This window comes from Ruegeria sp. YTSA168, assembly GCF_059610045.1.
Map to the genome: position 1 here is coordinate 721,888 of NZ_JBXWMW010000001.1, position 14,774 is coordinate 736,661.

Below are 14,774 nucleotides of genomic sequence, written 5' to 3' on the forward strand. Positions count from 1 at the left end.
GCTACAGAAGCCGCATCACGAGGATGCGGCTTTTTGATCTTTTGCAGGGCGTTACTTCTGCTTGATGCGTCCGTCTACATACGGTTGATAGGGCGCGTTTTCGGCCAGGTATTCAGCGGTTACATCCGCCAGATCGGGTCCGAAGTCATAGGCGTTCTTATCGTCGCCTTCGAACATCTTGTAACCGTCACCGCCGTTGCGCACGTAGTTGTTGGTCACGACAAGATAGGTCGCTGCCGGATCGATGGGCACAAAGCCGTCACCCTCGGCCACCATCACTTCGGTGATGCGTCCTTCGTTCGGGGCAACCGATGGATCCCAAGTAAAGCTCAGCCCGGCAACTTGAGGGAAGCGGCCTTTGACTTCTTCGACTTGGCTGACACCGTTCTCCAGCGCATCAATCACACCCTGACCGCTGATTTCAAAGGTCGAGAGGGTGTTCTGGAATGGCAGAACCGTTAAAACCTCGCCCATGGTGACTTCACCTTCGTCAATTGACGCGCGCAGGCCGCCCGAGTTTGCGATTGCGATCTGAGCACCTTGGTCGGCAACACGTGCCAGCATTGCGTCGGCAACCAGATTGCCCATCTCGCATTCCTGCACCCGACAGATATCGCGCGACCCTTCGACGGCAGCGCCGGTTTCAGCAACCACGCGCTGTTTCATCTCTTCAATCGGCGCGCCCATTTCGGCGACACGTGCAGCGATGCCTGCATCCGGAGTGACCGAGGCATCCAGCAGGATCGGCTCACCCTCTGCCGAAATCAGATTGCCATCATCATCAAAGGTCAGTGTGACCTCACCCAGATATTTCGAATAGGCATAGGCTTGCACAACGGGGACATCGCCCACCATCATCGGGTACGGGCCCGCCGCGTCTTCATTGGTGTTCGATAGCAGCGTGTGCGAGTGACCACCAACCACCAAATCCAACCCCGGCACTTGCGCGGCAATCTCCAGGTCTTTGGCCAGACCCACGTGGTTCAGTGCGATGATGATGTTGACACCCTCATCCTGCAAAGCCGCGACATCGGCCTTCAAGCTTTCGATCTCATCCTGAAACACCACATCCTTGCCAGGGCTCGAGGTGTCGACTGTGTCGGTTGCCAGCGCTGAGATGATGCCGATCTTCTGGCCGCCAACCTCAAGAACCACGTGATTTTCCACCTTGTCCTTGAGTTCAGCAGAAGTCGACAAATCCAGGTTACCCGAAATCACAGGGAAGCTGACCGTATCAATGAACGCAGCAAGGCCTTCGGGACCGTCGTCAAATTCGTGGTTGCCGACGGCCATCACGTCATAGCCGATGGCCTCCATAAACTCGGCCTCTGCCGCACCTTTATAGGTGGTGTAGAACAGCGAACCTTGGAACGGATCACCTGCGTCCAGAACCAAAACGTTCTCATCCGCCATATCTGCACGCTTGGCGTCCAGAATGGTTTTCAATCGTGCAACGCCGCCAAAGCATTTCCCTTCGGCTTCGCCTTCTGCGTCACAGGTCGAATCGTATTTGTTGATCGATTCAATGCGGCTGTGAATGTCGTTTGTGTGCAAAATCGTCAGTTTGTAGTCAGCAGCCGCGATCCCGGCGGTCAGCCCCAATACGGCAACAGAGGCCATGAAACGGGTCAACATACAAATACTCCCTATCGTTGTTCGACCAGATCGTGCGCCGATGTCGGGGAAGAGTCAAAGGGGCAAATCTGACTTGATTCCCCGTTCCGTGCGGGGCATCACCCGTGTCATGCTGATTTACAAAATTTTCCGGGCCGATGAATGGGCTCAGTTGCAGGCCGAGGGCGCCTCAGACGGTGCGCCGATCGATGTGGCGGATGGGTTCGTGCATTTCTCGACGGCAGAGCAGGCTGCCGAAACGGCGGCCAAGCATTTTGCTGCTATCGACGGGCTGACCTTGCTGGCGTGTGACGGGGATGCGATGGGGGATGACCTGAAATGGGAGGTTTCGCGCGGCGGGGCGCTGTTTCCGCACCTATACCGCCAGATCAAGATGAGTGATGTGATTTGGTCGCGGCCCCTGCCCTTTGATGGCCAAACCCATCAGTTCCCCGAGGAGATGGCATGACCGCTTACATCGATCCCGAACGTGAGCAGTTCGACACTTTCAAGGCGCTAGATCGGGATCAGCCGATTGAGATGCTGAACCTTGTCAAGTTTCGCCCCATGGCTGCTTACCCTGCGGATCATGATCTGGCCGATGCCGGGCTAACCGGGGCGCGGGCCTATCGCAATTACGGAGCCGAAACGGCCCCGATCATCGCCAGATTAGGAGTGTCGATCCTGTGGCGCGGTGCGTTTCAGAGCACATTAATAGGGCCGCAGGATGAGGCATGGGACGAAATGTTCATCGCGCGCTACCCCACTGCCCACGCATTTTTGGAAATGGTGACCGACCCGAGCTATCAAAAGGCTGTGGTACATCGCCAGGCCGCCGTAGAGACCTCACGACTGATCCGATGCGGCGCAGCCGAGGGTGGAGCTGCATTCGGATGAAACTGACCGAAAAACTTGGCCTGGCCGCACTGCACCAGTTTGATCCGGAAACAGCGCATGGCCTGTCAATCAAAGCACTAAAAGCCGGGCTGGCACCGATGCCGGGGCCGGTAACGTCTACGCGGCTGGCAACCGAAGTTGCCGGGCTGCACCTGCCCAACCCTGTGGGTCTGGCCGCCGGTTTCGACAAGAACGGAGAGGTCCTAACCCCGCTGTCCCGCGCCGGGTTTGGATTTATCGAAGTGGGCGCCGTGACCCCGCGCCCGCAACCTGGAAACCCCAAACCGCGCCTGTTCCGTCTGACCGAAGACAAGGCCGCCATCAATCGCTTTGGTTTCAACAATGACGGGATGGAGGTCATGGCCCAACGCCTAGCCAACCGCCCCAAAGATGCGGTGATTGGCCTGAATCTGGGGGCAAACAAAGACAGCGACGACCGGCCCGGTGACTTTGCCAAAGTACTGGATCATTGCGCCGCATATCTGGATTTTGCCACTGTGAATGTATCCTCCCCCAACACCGAAAAGCTGCGGGATCTTCAGGGAAAAGCGGCCCTTGGCGCGTTGCTGGGTGGCGTGATTGAAACGCGCAACGCTCTGCCCCGCCCGCTGCCGGTCTTTCTGAAGATCGCACCAGACCTGACAGAGACCGAGTTGCAGGACATCGCAGAGGTCGCCGTTGAGACGGGTGTGGACGCTGTGATCGCCACCAATACCACGCTGTCGCGCGATGGCCTGCGCAGCGCACACAAGGCCGAGCAAGGTGGCCTGTCCGGCGCACCGTTGTTCGAGAAATCTACACGTGTTCTGGCAAAGCTCAGCCAACTGACCGAAGGCAATCTTCCCTTGATTGGCGTCGGCGGGGTCAGCACGGCGGAACAGGCTTATGCCAAGATTTGCGCCGGGGCGTCAGCCGTACAGTTCTATACGGCTATGGTCTATAGCGGCCTGTCTCTGGCTGCCGAGATTGCGCAGGGCCTGGATACTTTATTGGCACGCGACGGGTTTGACACCGTGGCGCAGGCCGTGGGCCGCAAACGAGAGGATTGGCTGTGATTGAATATTGGCATAACCCACGCTGTTCGAAATCCCGCATGGGTCTGGCTCTGCTGGAGGAACGCGGTGCAGAGGTTCTGGTTCATAAATACCTTGAGGATGCGCCCTCATTAGACACGCTGCGCAAGGCGCAGGCTCTGCTGGGGGTGCCCGCCATTCAGATGATGCGCACAGGCGAGAAGCTGTTCAAGGAACTGGGCCTGTCAGAAGACACGCCAGATACGGATTTGATCCAGGCCATGGCAGATCATCCGATCCTGATCGAACGCCCTCTGGCCATCACCGAGAGCAAAGCCGCCCTCGGTCGTCCGCCGGAAAACCTGCTGGGTCTGCTCTAGGTCACCTGCGCCTCAAGCCGGGGATAGCGCCAGCCCATGGTCACACCGCGCGCAAGGTTCAGCACCATCAGCGCGGCCCAAAGCCCATGATTGCCGAACGCAGGGACCAGAGCGAACAGGGCGACAATATAAATCGCCACAGATTGCAGCATCGCGCTGCGCATCGCCCGGGTCCAGGTCGCACCAATGTAGATGCCATCAAACATCCAACTGGCGACGCCGATCACTGGGGCAAGAGCAGCCCAGAACAGGAACTCGCGCCCTGCTTGGCGCACCTCGGGCGAGGTGGACATCAGGTCGATCAAGGCAGGGCCAGCCAGAAAAAACACCGCGCCCAGCAAAACCGCCCCCCCAACGCCCCATTGCGATGCCATGACCGAGGCCCGCCGCACCTGATACCGATCCCGTGCACCTACAGCGCTGCCAACCAGCGCCTCGGCTGAAAAGGCAAAGCCGTCCAGTGCAAAGGCGGTGATTTCCAGAAACTGCAGAAGCACCTGATTGGCGGCCAGATTGACGTCCCCCAAATCCGAGCCCACAAACAGAAAGGTCGTGAACGAACCGGTGAGCAGGATCGAGCGGATCATGATATCGCTGTTCACCTGCAGCATCCTGCGCAAACGCGCGGTATCAAAGATGCGGGGCCAGTCCTGCCAGATACGGTCTCGAAATCCATCGCGGCACAACCACAGGCCCAGCGCCAGCCCGGTCCATTCCGCGATCAAAGTGGCAATCGCCACACCTTCGACACCCCAGTCCAACCCCAGAACAAACCACAGATCCAAGACGATATTGAGGCCATTCATCCAGATTTGCAGAACAAAAACGCCCCGCGTACGCTCGACCGCGATCAGCCAGCCTGTAACCGCAAAAAGGGCAATTGTCGCAGGTGCGCCCCAGATTCGGATCTCAAGATAGGTGCGCGCAAGGGTTTCGACCTCGGGGCTGGCTGGCGACAGCAGGAACGCGCCGCTGAAAATGGCGACCTGCGCCAGAATGAAAACGAGCCCCGCAGCCCCGCCCAGCATCAACCCGCGGATCAGCAGCGCGCGCATCTCGTCGCTGTCCCCTGCCCCACGTGCCTGTGCCGCAAGGCCTGTCGTGCCCATGCGCAGGAAACCGAAAATCCAGTAGATCGCAGACAGGATCACCGCACCGATGCCCACGGCTCCGATCGGGGCCGCCGCGCCCATCTGCCCCACCACGCCGGTATCCACCGCACCTAGAATCGGCACAGTGGCGTTGGACAGAACGATGGGAATGGCGATTTTCAGCACCCGCCCATGTGTTATGGGCGCCGAAGCATCTGTCATGATCAGCCCTTGCCCCTGGCTGGCTGCGGCATCAGGAAATGCCCGGTGGCCTGCGCAAACAGTTTGGCGTGATTATCCTGCCACGCCTCAACCCGAACCGAGGCATAACGTCGACCCGCCCGATTCACGAAGGCACGCGCATAGGCATCCCGTGGCAGGCCTGACCGCAGATAGTCGACCGTGAAATCGATGGTCTTTGGAAAGCGGATCGTTTCATCGGTCATGATAGATTCGGCATTGATTTCCCCACTTTCGATATCGGAAAACAAGTGTTCCCAACTCAGCGTGATCACGGCCGTGACCTCTAAAAACGCGGCCGTTACGCCGCCATGGATAGCTGGAAGGAACGGGTTTCCAATCAGTTTCTCATCGAAGTTCAGAACGCCAGTCAGTTCATCACCTCTACGGTCAAAACTGATGTTGAGAAATCGGATGTAGGGAACGCCGTCGACCAAAGCGCGCAAGGCACCGTCGCGGCGATGCTTAACCACCTGCATCGGTTCAGGGCGGGTTCTGGCCATGTTACTTTCCCTCCACCGTGAACGAGCCCGAAGCGGTTGCTACAGGCCGATCGTGATCATCATCCATGGCCGTTGCACGCACAAACGCCACATTGCGGGTGATGTGATAGCAGCTGGCCCGCGCGGTGATCGTCTGGCCCGGTGTCGCTGCGCGCATATAGTCGATCCTCAGGTTGATCGTCGCGGTCCCACCGGGTGAGGACGGATGGCTCATGACAGCCGCACCGCAACAGGTGTCCAAAATGGTCGAAATCGCCCCCCCGTGAATCACCCCTGTTCTGGGATCGCCGATCAGATCTGCATTATAGGGCATTGTGATTTCTGCCTCGCCCTCGCCAATCTGGGTCAGGTGCAAACCGATAGCGCGCGCATGGGGAATCGCTTCGATAAACTGGCGGGCTAGACGTGTCTTATCGACCATTTGCTGACTTCCTATCGTGACGCCCCTTTATGATCTGTAGAAATTGCAAAGGGCAAGCCCACCTGTTGCGCTTGACGTGGCAAGGACGTAGGTTGCCGTGGAGGAGACCAGGAATGTCCGACAACCGTTTGTCATTCAAAGAAATGTGCGCCGAATTCGACGTGACGCCGCGCACCTTGCGTTACTACGAGTATATCGAGCTGTTGCAGCCCGATCGCGAAGGGCGATCCCGGTTTTACGGCCCGCGCGAATGCGCCCGGATGACGCTTATCATGCGCGGTCGCAAGTTCGGTTTCCCTTTGGAAGAAATTCGCCAGTGGCTGCTGATCTATGAAGATCAGGGCAATCAGGCGCAGATGGCAGCCTTTGTTGAAATGGCTGACCGACAGATGGATGAGCTGCGTCAACAGCGCAAACAACTGGACGAAGCAATGGATGCGCTCAAGCAGTTGCGCGATCAAACTGCGAATTCCATTTCCTGAATTTCACCACCCTTGAATCGAACTGTTTCGCCTTAGGACGTGGCCTGCATGTCAGGATCACATTCGGTTTTTCGGGCCCATCGGTCCGATTCCAGCCTGACGTCACGGAAATAAAATTGCGATCCGGCGGCTTTACGTGTTTGGATGTTACGTCAACTTTGAAATGACGCAGCGTCGGGATTACGTAAACGTCATTCTCGTGTTGTAAAGCAGGCAACGACTACGCAACTCGTGTCGCATGACACCAGTGACGAGAGTATGACGAATGACCGAAGATCTTATGACCATCCGCGAGATGTGCGGGACCTATGATGTCACACCACGTACTTTGCGGTTCTACGAAGCCAAGGAACTGCTGTTCCCGATCCGCGAGGGTCAGAAACGCTTGTTCACCAAACGCGACCGCGCGCGGCTGAAGTTAATCCTGCGTGGAAAACGGTTCGGCTTTAGCCTGGAAGAAATTCGGCAACTTCTGGATTTGTACCATGTGGGGGATCAACAGCTGACCCAGATGTCGCGCACCTACGAGATTGCGTGCGAACGTCTGGCCGACATGGAATCACGCCGCGAAGAGCTGACGCAGGCGATTGACGATCTGAAAGAACAATTGCGTTGGGGAGAGAAAGTCATCTCTTCAATGAAACAAGACAAGAAGGCGGCCGAATAACATCGACCGCCTATCACCCGGACATCTGAATTAAGGGAGCTTCACATGCCCGTTTACAACGCGCCAACCAAAGACACGCAGTTCATCCTGCACGACGTTCTGAAAGTCTCGCAGTCGGATATCCCCGGCTATGACGAACTGGAAGCAGAGTTTACCAGCGCCGTTCTGGAAGAAGCCGGCAAGGTCGCCACCAATGTTCTGCATCCGTTGAACGTGGTGGGTGACACCGAAGGATGCCGCTTGGAAAACGGGATTGTGTACACGCCCACCGGGTTCAAAGACGCCTTCGAGCAGGTGAAGGAAGGTGGCTGGACTGGCCTTGACATGCCGGAAGAGTATGGCGGCCAGAACATGCCTTATGTCATCGGCACCGCAGTAGGTGAGATGTTCTCGGGCGCGAACCAAGCGTTTGTGATGTATCAGGGCCTGACCCATGGCGCGGCCTCGGCTATTCTGGCCCATGGGTCGGAAGAGCAGAAAAATACCTATTTGCCCAACATGGTCAGCTGCGAATGGACCGGCACCATGAACCTGACGGAACCGCATTGCGGCACCGACCTGGGCCTGATGCGGACCAAGGCGGAACCACAGGGCGACGGCAGCTATAAGATTTCCGGCCAGAAGATCTTTATCTCGGCGGGTGATCACGACATGGCCAACAACGTCATCCATCTGGTCTTGGCCAAAATCCCCGGTGGCCCCGAGGGGATCAAGGGCGTATCGCTGTTCATCGTGCCGAAATTCATCGTCAACGAAGACGGCACTCCGGGTGAACGCAACGGTGTTTCGGTCGGCAAGATCGAAGAAAAGATGGGCATCCACGGAAACTCAACCTGCGTCATGAACTATGACGAGGCCACTGGCTGGCTGCTGGGCGAAGAGCACAAAGGCATGCGCGCCATGTTCACCATGATGAACGAAGCGCGTCTGGGTGTGGGTATGCAAGGCCTGTCGCAGGCCGAGGCCGCGTATCAGAACGCTGTTGAATACGCCAAGGATCGTCTGCAAGGTCGCGATGTAACCGGTGTGAAGAACCCGGACGGCCCCGCCGATCCGTTGATCGTTCACCCCGACATCCGCCGCAACCTGATGGATCAGAAAAGCTTCACCGAAGGTGCGCGTGCGTTCATCCTGTGGGGCGCAACCATGATCGACAAGGCGCACCGTTCGGGTGACAAGGATGCGGACGGACTGATCTCGCTGCTGACACCGGTCATCAAGGGCTTCCTGACGGACGAAGGCTACGACATGACCGTTCAGGCGCAGCAGGTCTATGGCGGCCATGGCTACATCGAAGAATGGGGCATGTCGCAATACACCCGCGATGCCCGTATCGCGATGATCTACGAAGGCGCAAACGGCGTTCAGGCGTTGGACCTTGTGGGCCGCAAGCTGGCGCAGGACGGCGGCAAGCACGTCATGGCGTTCTTCGATATGGTCAAAACCTTCTGCAAAGAAAATGCAGGCCAGAACGAAGCTTATGACAAAGCCTTCATCGAACCGCTGAAAGCTGCGTCCAAAGATCTGCAGGCCGCTGGCATGTATTTCATGCAGGAAGGCATGAAGAACCCGAACAACGCGCTGTCCGGGTCCTATGACTTCATGCACATGTTCGGTCATGTCTGCCTGGGCCTGATGTGGGCACAGATGGCAAAGGCTGCTCAAGATGCGCTGGACGGTGGTGCCTCGGACAAAGAGTTCTACGAGACCAAGATCAACACCGGCCGTTTCTACATGGCCCGCCGCCTGCCCGCGACTGCCATGCATCTGGCCCGCATCCAGACCGGTGCCGACACTGTGATGGCACTGGACGCGGTGAACTTCTGATCTCAATCTGGTCCTTGGGCTCTGACCCGAGGACCAGATGACCCCGAGGTCCGTAGGATTTCTCGGGGAACCAATCAGGACAACGTGCAACATGCCTTGGGAGGGGCGCTCGCATGACCATAAAACTGCACTGTTTCGGCGAGAGCGGCAATTCGTACAAGGCCGCTTTGGCGTTAGAAATGTCCGGCCTTGAGTGGGAACCAATCTTTGTCGATTTCTTCAAAGGCGTCACCCGCAGCCCCGAGTTCCGTTCGGACGTCAATGTAATGGGTGAAGCACCTTTCCTGATCGACGGTGATTTCAAAACCTCCCAGTCAGGTGCCATTCAGGCTTATGTCACCGAAAAATCCGGCAAGTTCGGCGGCAAGACACGTGAAGAGAACTACGACATCCTGCGTTGGGTGCTGTGGGACAACCACAAGCTCAGCTCGATGGCAGGCGTGACACGCTTTCTGATAAACTTCCTCCCCGAAGAACACCGTAACGCCGATGTGATTGCCTTTAACCAAGGCCGTCTGAAAGCAGCCTACGATGTTCTGAATACCCATCTAGAAGGCCGCGACTGGATTGTTGGGGACGGCGTGACCAACGCCGATCTCAGCTGCTGTGGCTATCTCTACTATCCCGAACCATTCGGCTTTGACCGCGCCGACTGGCCCAATATCGATGCCTGGCTAACTCGCCTATCCGAGCAGCCCGGCTGGAAACACCCCTATGACCTGATGCCCGGCAACCCGTCGGATCGAGCTTAAGGAGAAGACCCATGACCGAAGCTTACATTTATGACGCCCTGCGCACACCGCGCGGCAAGGGCCGTAAGGATGGCAGCCTGCACGAGGTAACCTCTGTGCGCCTGTCCGCTCTGACCCTGAACGCGATGAAGGAACGCAACAACCTGGAAGGTCACGCCGTCGAGGACGTGATCTGGGGCAACGTCACGCAGGTGATGGAGCAAGGCGGCTGTCTGGCACGCTCAGCGGTTCTGGCTTCTGACCTCGACCAGTCGATCCCCGGTTTGGCGATCAACCGCTTCTGCGCCTCGGGCATGGAAGCCGTGAACCTGGCCGCGAACCAGGTCAAAGGCGGCGCGGGCGAAGCCTACATCGCGGGCGGCGTCGAGATGATGGGTCGCGTAGCCATGGGCAGCGACGGAGCGGCGATTGCCGTAGACCCCTCGCTGGCCATGGATACATATTTTGTACCGCAGGGCATCTCGGCCGATATCATCGCAACCGAGTATGGGTTCAGCCGCGACGACGCGGACGCGTTGGCGGTTGAATCGCAGAAACGCGCGGCTGCGGCTTGGGAAGACAACCGGTTTGAGAAGTCGGTCATCACCATCAAGGACCAGAACGGCCTGACCATTCTGGATCGCGACGAATACATGCGCCCCGGCACCGACATGCAAAGCCTCGGCGCGTTGAAACCATCCTTCCAGATGATGGGTGAGCAGATGCCCGGCTTCGACAAGGTCGCGATGCTGAAGTACCCGCATCTGGAGCGGATCAACCACATCCACCACGCGGGCAACAGCTCGGGCATCGTGGACGGCTCGGCCGCTGTTCTGATCGGCAACAAGGAATTCGGTGAGAAATACGGCCTCAAGCCACGCGCCCGCATCAAGGCGACCGCGAAGATCGGCACCGACCCGACCATCATGCTGACCGGCCCGGTTCCGGTGACCGAGAAAATCCTTGCCGACAACGGCATGCAGATCAGCGATCTGGACCTGTTCGAAGTGAACGAAGCTTTCGCCTCGGTCGTGTTGCGGTTCCAGCAGGCGTTCGACGTCGATCCTGCGCTGGTGAACGTGAACGGCGGCTCGATCGCGATGGGTCACCCTCTGGGCGCAACCGGTGCGATGATCATCGGTACACTGCTGGATGAACTGGAGCGTCAGGACAAGGAAACCGGCCTGGCCACGCTCTGCATCGCGTCCGGCATGGGTGCGGCAACCATTATCGAGCGGGTCTGATGCCCAAGCTGGACCTTTCTCAAATCCCGTTTCGGGGTGGTTCGGGTTATCCCGGCAAGCTGGCAAAGGTAGGCGATGGACGCTTTGTCCAGCCTGTCGGGGATGCCGGAGGACTGTCCCAATATGGCGTCAACATCGTGCGGCTTGAGCCGCAGGGCCTCTCGTCACTGCGCCATTACCATATGGAGCAGGATGAGTTTGCCATCATGCTCAGCGGCGAATGCGTGCTGATCGATGATGATGGCGAACACCAGATGCTGCCCGGTGACTGCGCCGCCTGGCCTGCAGGTGAGGCCAACGGCCATCACCTTGTGAACAAAACCGATGCGCCCGCGACCTTTCTGGTGGTGGGCACACGGACCCCGACCGAGACCGGCTATTACAGCGACATAGACATGATGGTGAAGTTTGATGCCGACGGCTTTCACTTTACCCGCAAAGATGGCAGCCCGCTGACGGCTGACCAGATTGGAGATGACAATGACTGATTTCACTCTGACCAAAGACGCAGACGGCGTCGCCATGATCACCTGGGATGTGCCCGGAAAGACTATGAACGTTATGTCCTTTAACGGGCTGGCGCAGCTGAACGATTGTATCGATCAGGCACTTGCGGACGATGAGGTCAAAGGCATTATCGTCACCTCTGGCAAAGACGGGTCGTTTGCGGGCGGCATGGACCTGAACCTGCTGGCTGTTATGAAGGAAGAAGCGGGCGACAATCCCGCCAAGGGCCTATTTGATGGCACGATGCGGATGCACGCCCTGCTGCGCAAGATCGAGATGGCAGGCATGGACCCCAAAACCAAGAAAGGCGGCAAGCCGATTGCCACCGTTCTACCCGGCACCGCTGCGGGCATTGGTATGGAATTACCCCTGTCCACGCACCGCATCTTCGCGGCTGAGAACCCCAAGGCCAAATACGGCCTGCCCGAGATCATGGTCGGCATCTTCCCCGGCGCGGGCGGCACCACGCGGATGGTCCGTAAGGTCGGCGCGATCGCGGCTGCACCGCTGCTGCTGGAAGGCAAGATGCTGGACGTCAAGAAAGCCAAGGGCGCAGGTTACATTGACGAGATCGCCGCCGACCCGATGGCCGCAGCCAAGGAATGGGTGCTGAACGCCAAGGACGCCGATCTGGTCAAGCCTTGGGATGCCAAAGGTTACAAGATGCCCGGCGGCGCGCCCTACCATCCCGCAGGCTTCATGAATTTCGTCGGCGCTTCGGCGATGGTGAACGGTAAGACCCAAGGCGCATTCCCGGCAGCAAAGGCTTTGCTAAGTGCAGTTTATGAAGGTGCTCTGGTCGATTTCGACACCGCCTTGAAGATCGAAGCGCGCTGGTTCACCAATGTCCTGATGAACCCCTCGTCCTCGGCCATGATCCGGTCGCTGTTCCTGAACAAGGAAGCGCTGGAGAAAGGTGCAGTACGTCCGAAGGATGTGCCAGATCAGCGCGTTAAGAAAATCGGCGTTCTGGGTGCAGGCATGATGGGTGCCGGGATCGCGCTGGTGTCGGCGCAGGCCGGGATGGAGGTTGTGCTGATCGACCGTGATCAGGGGGCCGCGGACAAGGGCAAAGCCTATACCGAGACCTATCTGGACAAGGGTATCAAACGCGGCAAGGTCACGGCGGAGAAGAAAGAGGCCATGCTGGGCCTGATCACCGCGACCCCGGATCTGGATCACCTGAAAGGCTGTGATCTGATCATCGAGGCCGTATTTGAAGACCCCGGCGTGAAGGCTGAGATGACCAAGAAGGTCGAGGCAATCATCCCCGAGGATTGCATCTTTGCCTCGAACACCTCTACCCTGCCGATCACCGATCTGGCGAAGGCCTCCGTTCGGCCCGAGCAATTCATTGGCATCCACTTCTTCTCTCCGGTGGAGAAGATGTTCCTGGTTGAAATCATCAAAGGCAAGGAAACTGGCGATCGCGCAGTTGCCAAGGCGCTGGACTATGTCCGCCAGATTCGCAAGACGCCCATCGTGGTCAACGATGCGCGCTTCTTCTACGCCAACCGATGCATCATTCCCTATATCAACGAAGGTCTGCGCATGATCACCGAGGGCGTCAGCCCCGTTCTGATCGACAATGCCGCACGTCAGTTGGGCTTTCCAGTGGGGCCGATCCAGTTGAACGACGAGACCTCGATTGATCTGGGGGCCAAGATCGCGCGTGCCACCAAGGCTGCGATGGGCGATGCCTACCCGGAAAACCCCGGCGACGATCTGATCTTTTGGATGGAAGAACAGGGCCGTCTGGGTCGCAAGGCAAACGCGGGCTTCTTCGACTATGACGAAAAAGGCAAACGGGTCGAATACTGGAAGGGTCTGGCCGAGAAGTACCCGCATGCCGAAGATCAGCCCGACCTGATCGAAGTGCAGGAACGTCTGATGTTCGCACAGGTTCTGGAGGCAGTTCGTGCGCTGGAAGAAGGCGTTCTGGAAGACATCCGCGAAGGCGATGTTGGCGCGATCCTGGCCTGGGGCTTTGCGCCCTGGTCGGGCGGCCCGCTCAGCTGGCTGGACATCATCGGCACGCCCTATGCAGCCGAGCGCTGCGACCAGTTGAGCAAAGCCTATGGCGAGCGCTTTGCCTGCCCGCCTTTGCTGCGTGAAATGGCGGAAAAAGGTCAGAGCTTCTATGCCCGCTTCAACCCTGAAGCAAAAGCAGCTTAACCAATAAAGATACAGGCGCGGACATCCGCGCCTGTATCTGACTTAGTGCTAAATTAAATCCGCCATTCAGACCGCAAGAACAGAACCGGTGAATTCGGTCGACCTGGGCGTCCCGGACGCCGCAATCCCGCGGGCGGGCGGATTGGGAATATCGGGTCCTGCGGGATCGGCGCGGGCAAAGCCCCCAATGGGTTGGCCAGAACCGAAACATCTCCTTTGACGGCGATCGAAGCGATCAGCGCCGCAGCCGCTGCATCATCAGCGACCTGATAGGGCGCTTGATCTCGCTTTGCCCCCATCCCGAAGCGACCCGCCGGGCAAAAGGCCTGCAGCCCGCCTTCGACAAAGATCACCTCATCCGTGTCAAAGAACAGCGTGGTCACCTGAAACGATGACCCCGGCACCTGTGACGACATCCGGCAGGAACCATTCAACAGTCGTGCAGGAATGACCGATACCCCATCCGCCTCTGGATCAAGCTTGCCAAGATCAACGGCCATACCCTGTTCGGGCATCAACCAGACAGGCCGACCGTTATAGGCTGCACGCGCAGGGACAAAGATCGGCATGTAATCGGCGCGGGTTTCATCGGCTGGAATGACGACGCAACAGGTCGAAACCCGACGCACTTCTCGAAATCCGTTATCCAGCGTTCGGACCAAATCGCCTACAGCGATGCGTTCGATCAGTTTCCAACCGCTTGTGGTCGCAACCTTGGTGCCATGCAACAGCCCCCCACGGCGGGCGTTTACGGCCTGATCAAGGTTGTTGTGATCAGCGTCAACAGGCTGATCCGAAAACTCAGAAAAACTCACTACTTCTAACACGTGCCCTACCCCCTTTGGCACAAACCAACACTGCATCATGGGTAGCACGGAAAATGTCGGAGTGACTTATTCCTGACATATTTGCGCCCAATTTGGGCCATTTAAGGCGAATTCCGCGCGGATTCCTTACACAAAAATATCCTGACCATTGTCTT

16 protein-coding genes are annotated in these 14,774 nt (G+C 58.1%); 11 read left to right on the forward strand and 5 right to left on the reverse strand.

Going from position 1 to position 14,774, the window contains the following annotated elements; genetic code table 11:
* Window positions 1-51: 51 nt before the first annotated feature.
* Entirely contained in the window at window positions 52-1,635 is a 1,584-nt protein-coding gene (locus tag AC2FFE_RS03635; protein ID WP_496819433.1) for a bifunctional metallophosphatase/5'-nucleotidase, read from the reverse strand.
* Window positions 1,636-1,744: 109 nt separating this feature from the next.
* Here AC2FFE_RS03635 and AC2FFE_RS03640 point away from each other — a divergent pair, with 109 nt between their 5' ends.
* Genes AC2FFE_RS03640 through arsC form a run of 4 tightly spaced genes read left to right on the forward strand, consistent with a single transcriptional unit; the run spans window position 1,745 to window position 3,904 of the window.
* The gene (locus tag AC2FFE_RS03640) at window positions 1,745-2,083 is read left to right on the forward strand and encodes a DUF952 domain-containing protein (protein WP_496819434.1); all 339 of its coding nucleotides are present in this window, start codon (window positions 1,745-1,747) and stop codon (window positions 2,081-2,083) included.
* Window positions 2,080-2,511 carry a DUF1330 domain-containing protein gene (locus AC2FFE_RS03645; protein WP_496819435.1) on the forward strand — a complete coding sequence of 144 codons (432 nt, stop codon included), beginning with the start codon at window positions 2,080-2,082 and terminating at the stop codon, window positions 2,509-2,511. Before AC2FFE_RS03640 ends, AC2FFE_RS03645 begins: the two co-directional genes overlap by 4 nt.
* A complete protein-coding gene (locus tag AC2FFE_RS03650; protein ID WP_496819436.1) occupies window positions 2,508-3,566 on the forward strand; it encodes a quinone-dependent dihydroorotate dehydrogenase in 1,059 nt (352 codons plus the stop codon). The genes AC2FFE_RS03645 and AC2FFE_RS03650 overlap by 4 nt, the downstream gene beginning before the upstream one ends.
* Window positions 3,563-3,904: an arsenate reductase (glutaredoxin) gene (arsC, locus tag AC2FFE_RS03655; RefSeq protein ID WP_496819437.1), complete on the forward strand. Its 342-nt coding sequence runs from the start codon at window positions 3,563-3,565 to the stop codon at window positions 3,902-3,904. The genes AC2FFE_RS03650 and arsC overlap by 4 nt, the downstream gene beginning before the upstream one ends.
* Here arsC and AC2FFE_RS03660 read toward each other — a convergent pair.
* Genes AC2FFE_RS03660 through AC2FFE_RS03670 form a run of 3 tightly spaced genes read right to left on the reverse strand, consistent with a single transcriptional unit; the run spans window position 3,901 to window position 6,159 of the window.
* A complete protein-coding gene (locus AC2FFE_RS03660; protein WP_496819438.1) occupies window positions 3,901-5,217 on the reverse strand; it encodes an MATE family efflux transporter in 1,317 nt (438 codons plus the stop codon). The genes arsC and AC2FFE_RS03660 overlap by 4 nt on opposite strands.
* Window positions 5,218-5,219: 2 nt before the next feature.
* A complete protein-coding gene (locus AC2FFE_RS03665; protein ID WP_496819439.1) occupies window positions 5,220-5,738 on the reverse strand; it encodes a PaaI family thioesterase in 519 nt (172 codons plus the stop codon).
* A gap of 1 nt (window position 5,739) precedes the next feature.
* Window positions 5,740-6,159, reverse strand: coding sequence for a PaaI family thioesterase (locus AC2FFE_RS03670; protein ID WP_496845862.1), 420 nt, complete (start codon window positions 6,157-6,159; stop codon window positions 5,740-5,742).
* 113 nt (window positions 6,160-6,272) lie between these two features.
* On the opposite strand from AC2FFE_RS03670, the gene AC2FFE_RS03675 reads away from it, so the two are divergent.
* The 7 genes from AC2FFE_RS03675 to AC2FFE_RS03705 all read left to right on the forward strand — a co-directional run bounded on the left by AC2FFE_RS03675 (window position 6,273) and on the right by AC2FFE_RS03705 (window position 13,792).
* Window positions 6,273-6,641, forward strand: a complete 369-nt coding sequence (locus AC2FFE_RS03675; protein ID WP_170532005.1) for a MerR family transcriptional regulator — start codon at window positions 6,273-6,275, stop codon at window positions 6,639-6,641.
* Window positions 6,642-6,906: 265 nt separating this feature from the next.
* Window positions 6,907-7,308: a MerR family transcriptional regulator gene (locus tag AC2FFE_RS03680; RefSeq protein WP_170532003.1), complete on the forward strand. Its 402-nt coding sequence runs from the start codon at window positions 6,907-6,909 to the stop codon at window positions 7,306-7,308.
* A gap of 45 nt (window positions 7,309-7,353) precedes the next feature.
* Window positions 7,354-9,135: an acyl-CoA dehydrogenase C-terminal domain-containing protein gene (locus AC2FFE_RS03685; RefSeq protein WP_496845864.1), complete on the forward strand. Its 1,782-nt coding sequence runs from the start codon at window positions 7,354-7,356 to the stop codon at window positions 9,133-9,135.
* 113 nt (window positions 9,136-9,248) lie between these two features.
* Window positions 9,249-9,887 carry a glutathione S-transferase family protein gene (locus tag AC2FFE_RS03690; RefSeq protein ID WP_496845865.1) on the forward strand — a complete coding sequence of 213 codons (639 nt, stop codon included), beginning with the start codon at window positions 9,249-9,251 and terminating at the stop codon, window positions 9,885-9,887.
* An 11-nt stretch (window positions 9,888-9,898) separates the two neighbouring features.
* Window positions 9,899-11,110 (forward strand): acetyl-CoA C-acetyltransferase, encoded by a 1,212-nt coding sequence (locus AC2FFE_RS03695; RefSeq protein WP_496845866.1) that lies wholly within the window; start codon window positions 9,899-9,901, stop codon window positions 11,108-11,110.
* Window positions 11,110-11,598, forward strand: coding sequence for a cupin domain-containing protein (locus AC2FFE_RS03700; protein ID WP_496845868.1), 489 nt, complete (start codon window positions 11,110-11,112; stop codon window positions 11,596-11,598). Before AC2FFE_RS03695 ends, AC2FFE_RS03700 begins: the two co-directional genes overlap by 1 nt.
* Complete coding sequence (locus AC2FFE_RS03705) at window positions 11,591-13,792, forward strand: 3-hydroxyacyl-CoA dehydrogenase NAD-binding domain-containing protein (RefSeq protein WP_496845870.1); 2,202 nt, start codon at window positions 11,591-11,593, stop codon at window positions 13,790-13,792. Before AC2FFE_RS03700 ends, AC2FFE_RS03705 begins: the two co-directional genes overlap by 8 nt.
* A gap of 53 nt (window positions 13,793-13,845) precedes the next feature.
* On the opposite strand, the gene AC2FFE_RS03710 is transcribed toward AC2FFE_RS03705, so the two are convergent.
* Window positions 13,846-14,619, reverse strand: a complete 774-nt coding sequence (locus AC2FFE_RS03710) for a Hint domain-containing protein (RefSeq protein WP_496845872.1) — start codon at window positions 14,617-14,619, stop codon at window positions 13,846-13,848.
* Between the last annotated feature and the right edge of the window lie 155 nt (window positions 14,620-14,774).

Excerpts from the sequence above, each read along its gene's own strand:
- AC2FFE_RS03635 (WP_496819433.1), bottom strand. The coding sequence starts at position 1,635 with ATGTTGACCCGTTTCATGGCCTCTGTTGCCGTATTGGGGCTGACCGCC.
- AC2FFE_RS03640 (WP_496819434.1), top strand. The coding sequence starts at position 1,745 with ATGCTGATTTACAAAATTTTCCGGGCCGATGAATGGGCTCAGTTGCAG.
- AC2FFE_RS03645 (WP_496819435.1), top strand. The coding sequence starts at position 2,080 with ATGACCGCTTACATCGATCCCGAACGTGAGCAGTTCGACACTTTCAAG.
- AC2FFE_RS03650 (WP_496819436.1), top strand. The coding sequence starts at position 2,508 with ATGAAACTGACCGAAAAACTTGGCCTGGCCGCACTGCACCAGTTTGAT.
- AC2FFE_RS03660 (WP_496819438.1), bottom strand. The coding sequence starts at position 5,217 with ATGACAGATGCTTCGGCGCCCATAACACATGGGCGGGTGCTGAAAATC.
- AC2FFE_RS03665 (WP_496819439.1), bottom strand. The coding sequence starts at position 5,738 with ATGGCCAGAACCCGCCCTGAACCGATGCAGGTGGTTAAGCATCGCCGC.
- AC2FFE_RS03670 (WP_496845862.1), bottom strand. The coding sequence starts at position 6,159 with ATGGTCGATAAGACACGTCTAGCCCGCCAGTTTATCGAAGCGATTCCC.
- AC2FFE_RS03675 (WP_170532005.1), top strand. The coding sequence starts at position 6,273 with ATGTCCGACAACCGTTTGTCATTCAAAGAAATGTGCGCCGAATTCGAC.
- AC2FFE_RS03680 (WP_170532003.1), top strand. The coding sequence starts at position 6,907 with ATGACCGAAGATCTTATGACCATCCGCGAGATGTGCGGGACCTATGAT.
- AC2FFE_RS03685 (WP_496845864.1), top strand. The coding sequence starts at position 7,354 with ATGCCCGTTTACAACGCGCCAACCAAAGACACGCAGTTCATCCTGCAC.
- AC2FFE_RS03690 (WP_496845865.1), top strand. The coding sequence starts at position 9,249 with ATGACCATAAAACTGCACTGTTTCGGCGAGAGCGGCAATTCGTACAAG.
- AC2FFE_RS03695 (WP_496845866.1), top strand. The coding sequence starts at position 9,899 with ATGACCGAAGCTTACATTTATGACGCCCTGCGCACACCGCGCGGCAAG.
- AC2FFE_RS03700 (WP_496845868.1), top strand. The coding sequence starts at position 11,110 with ATGCCCAAGCTGGACCTTTCTCAAATCCCGTTTCGGGGTGGTTCGGGT.
- AC2FFE_RS03705 (WP_496845870.1), top strand. The coding sequence starts at position 11,591 with ATGACTGATTTCACTCTGACCAAAGACGCAGACGGCGTCGCCATGATC.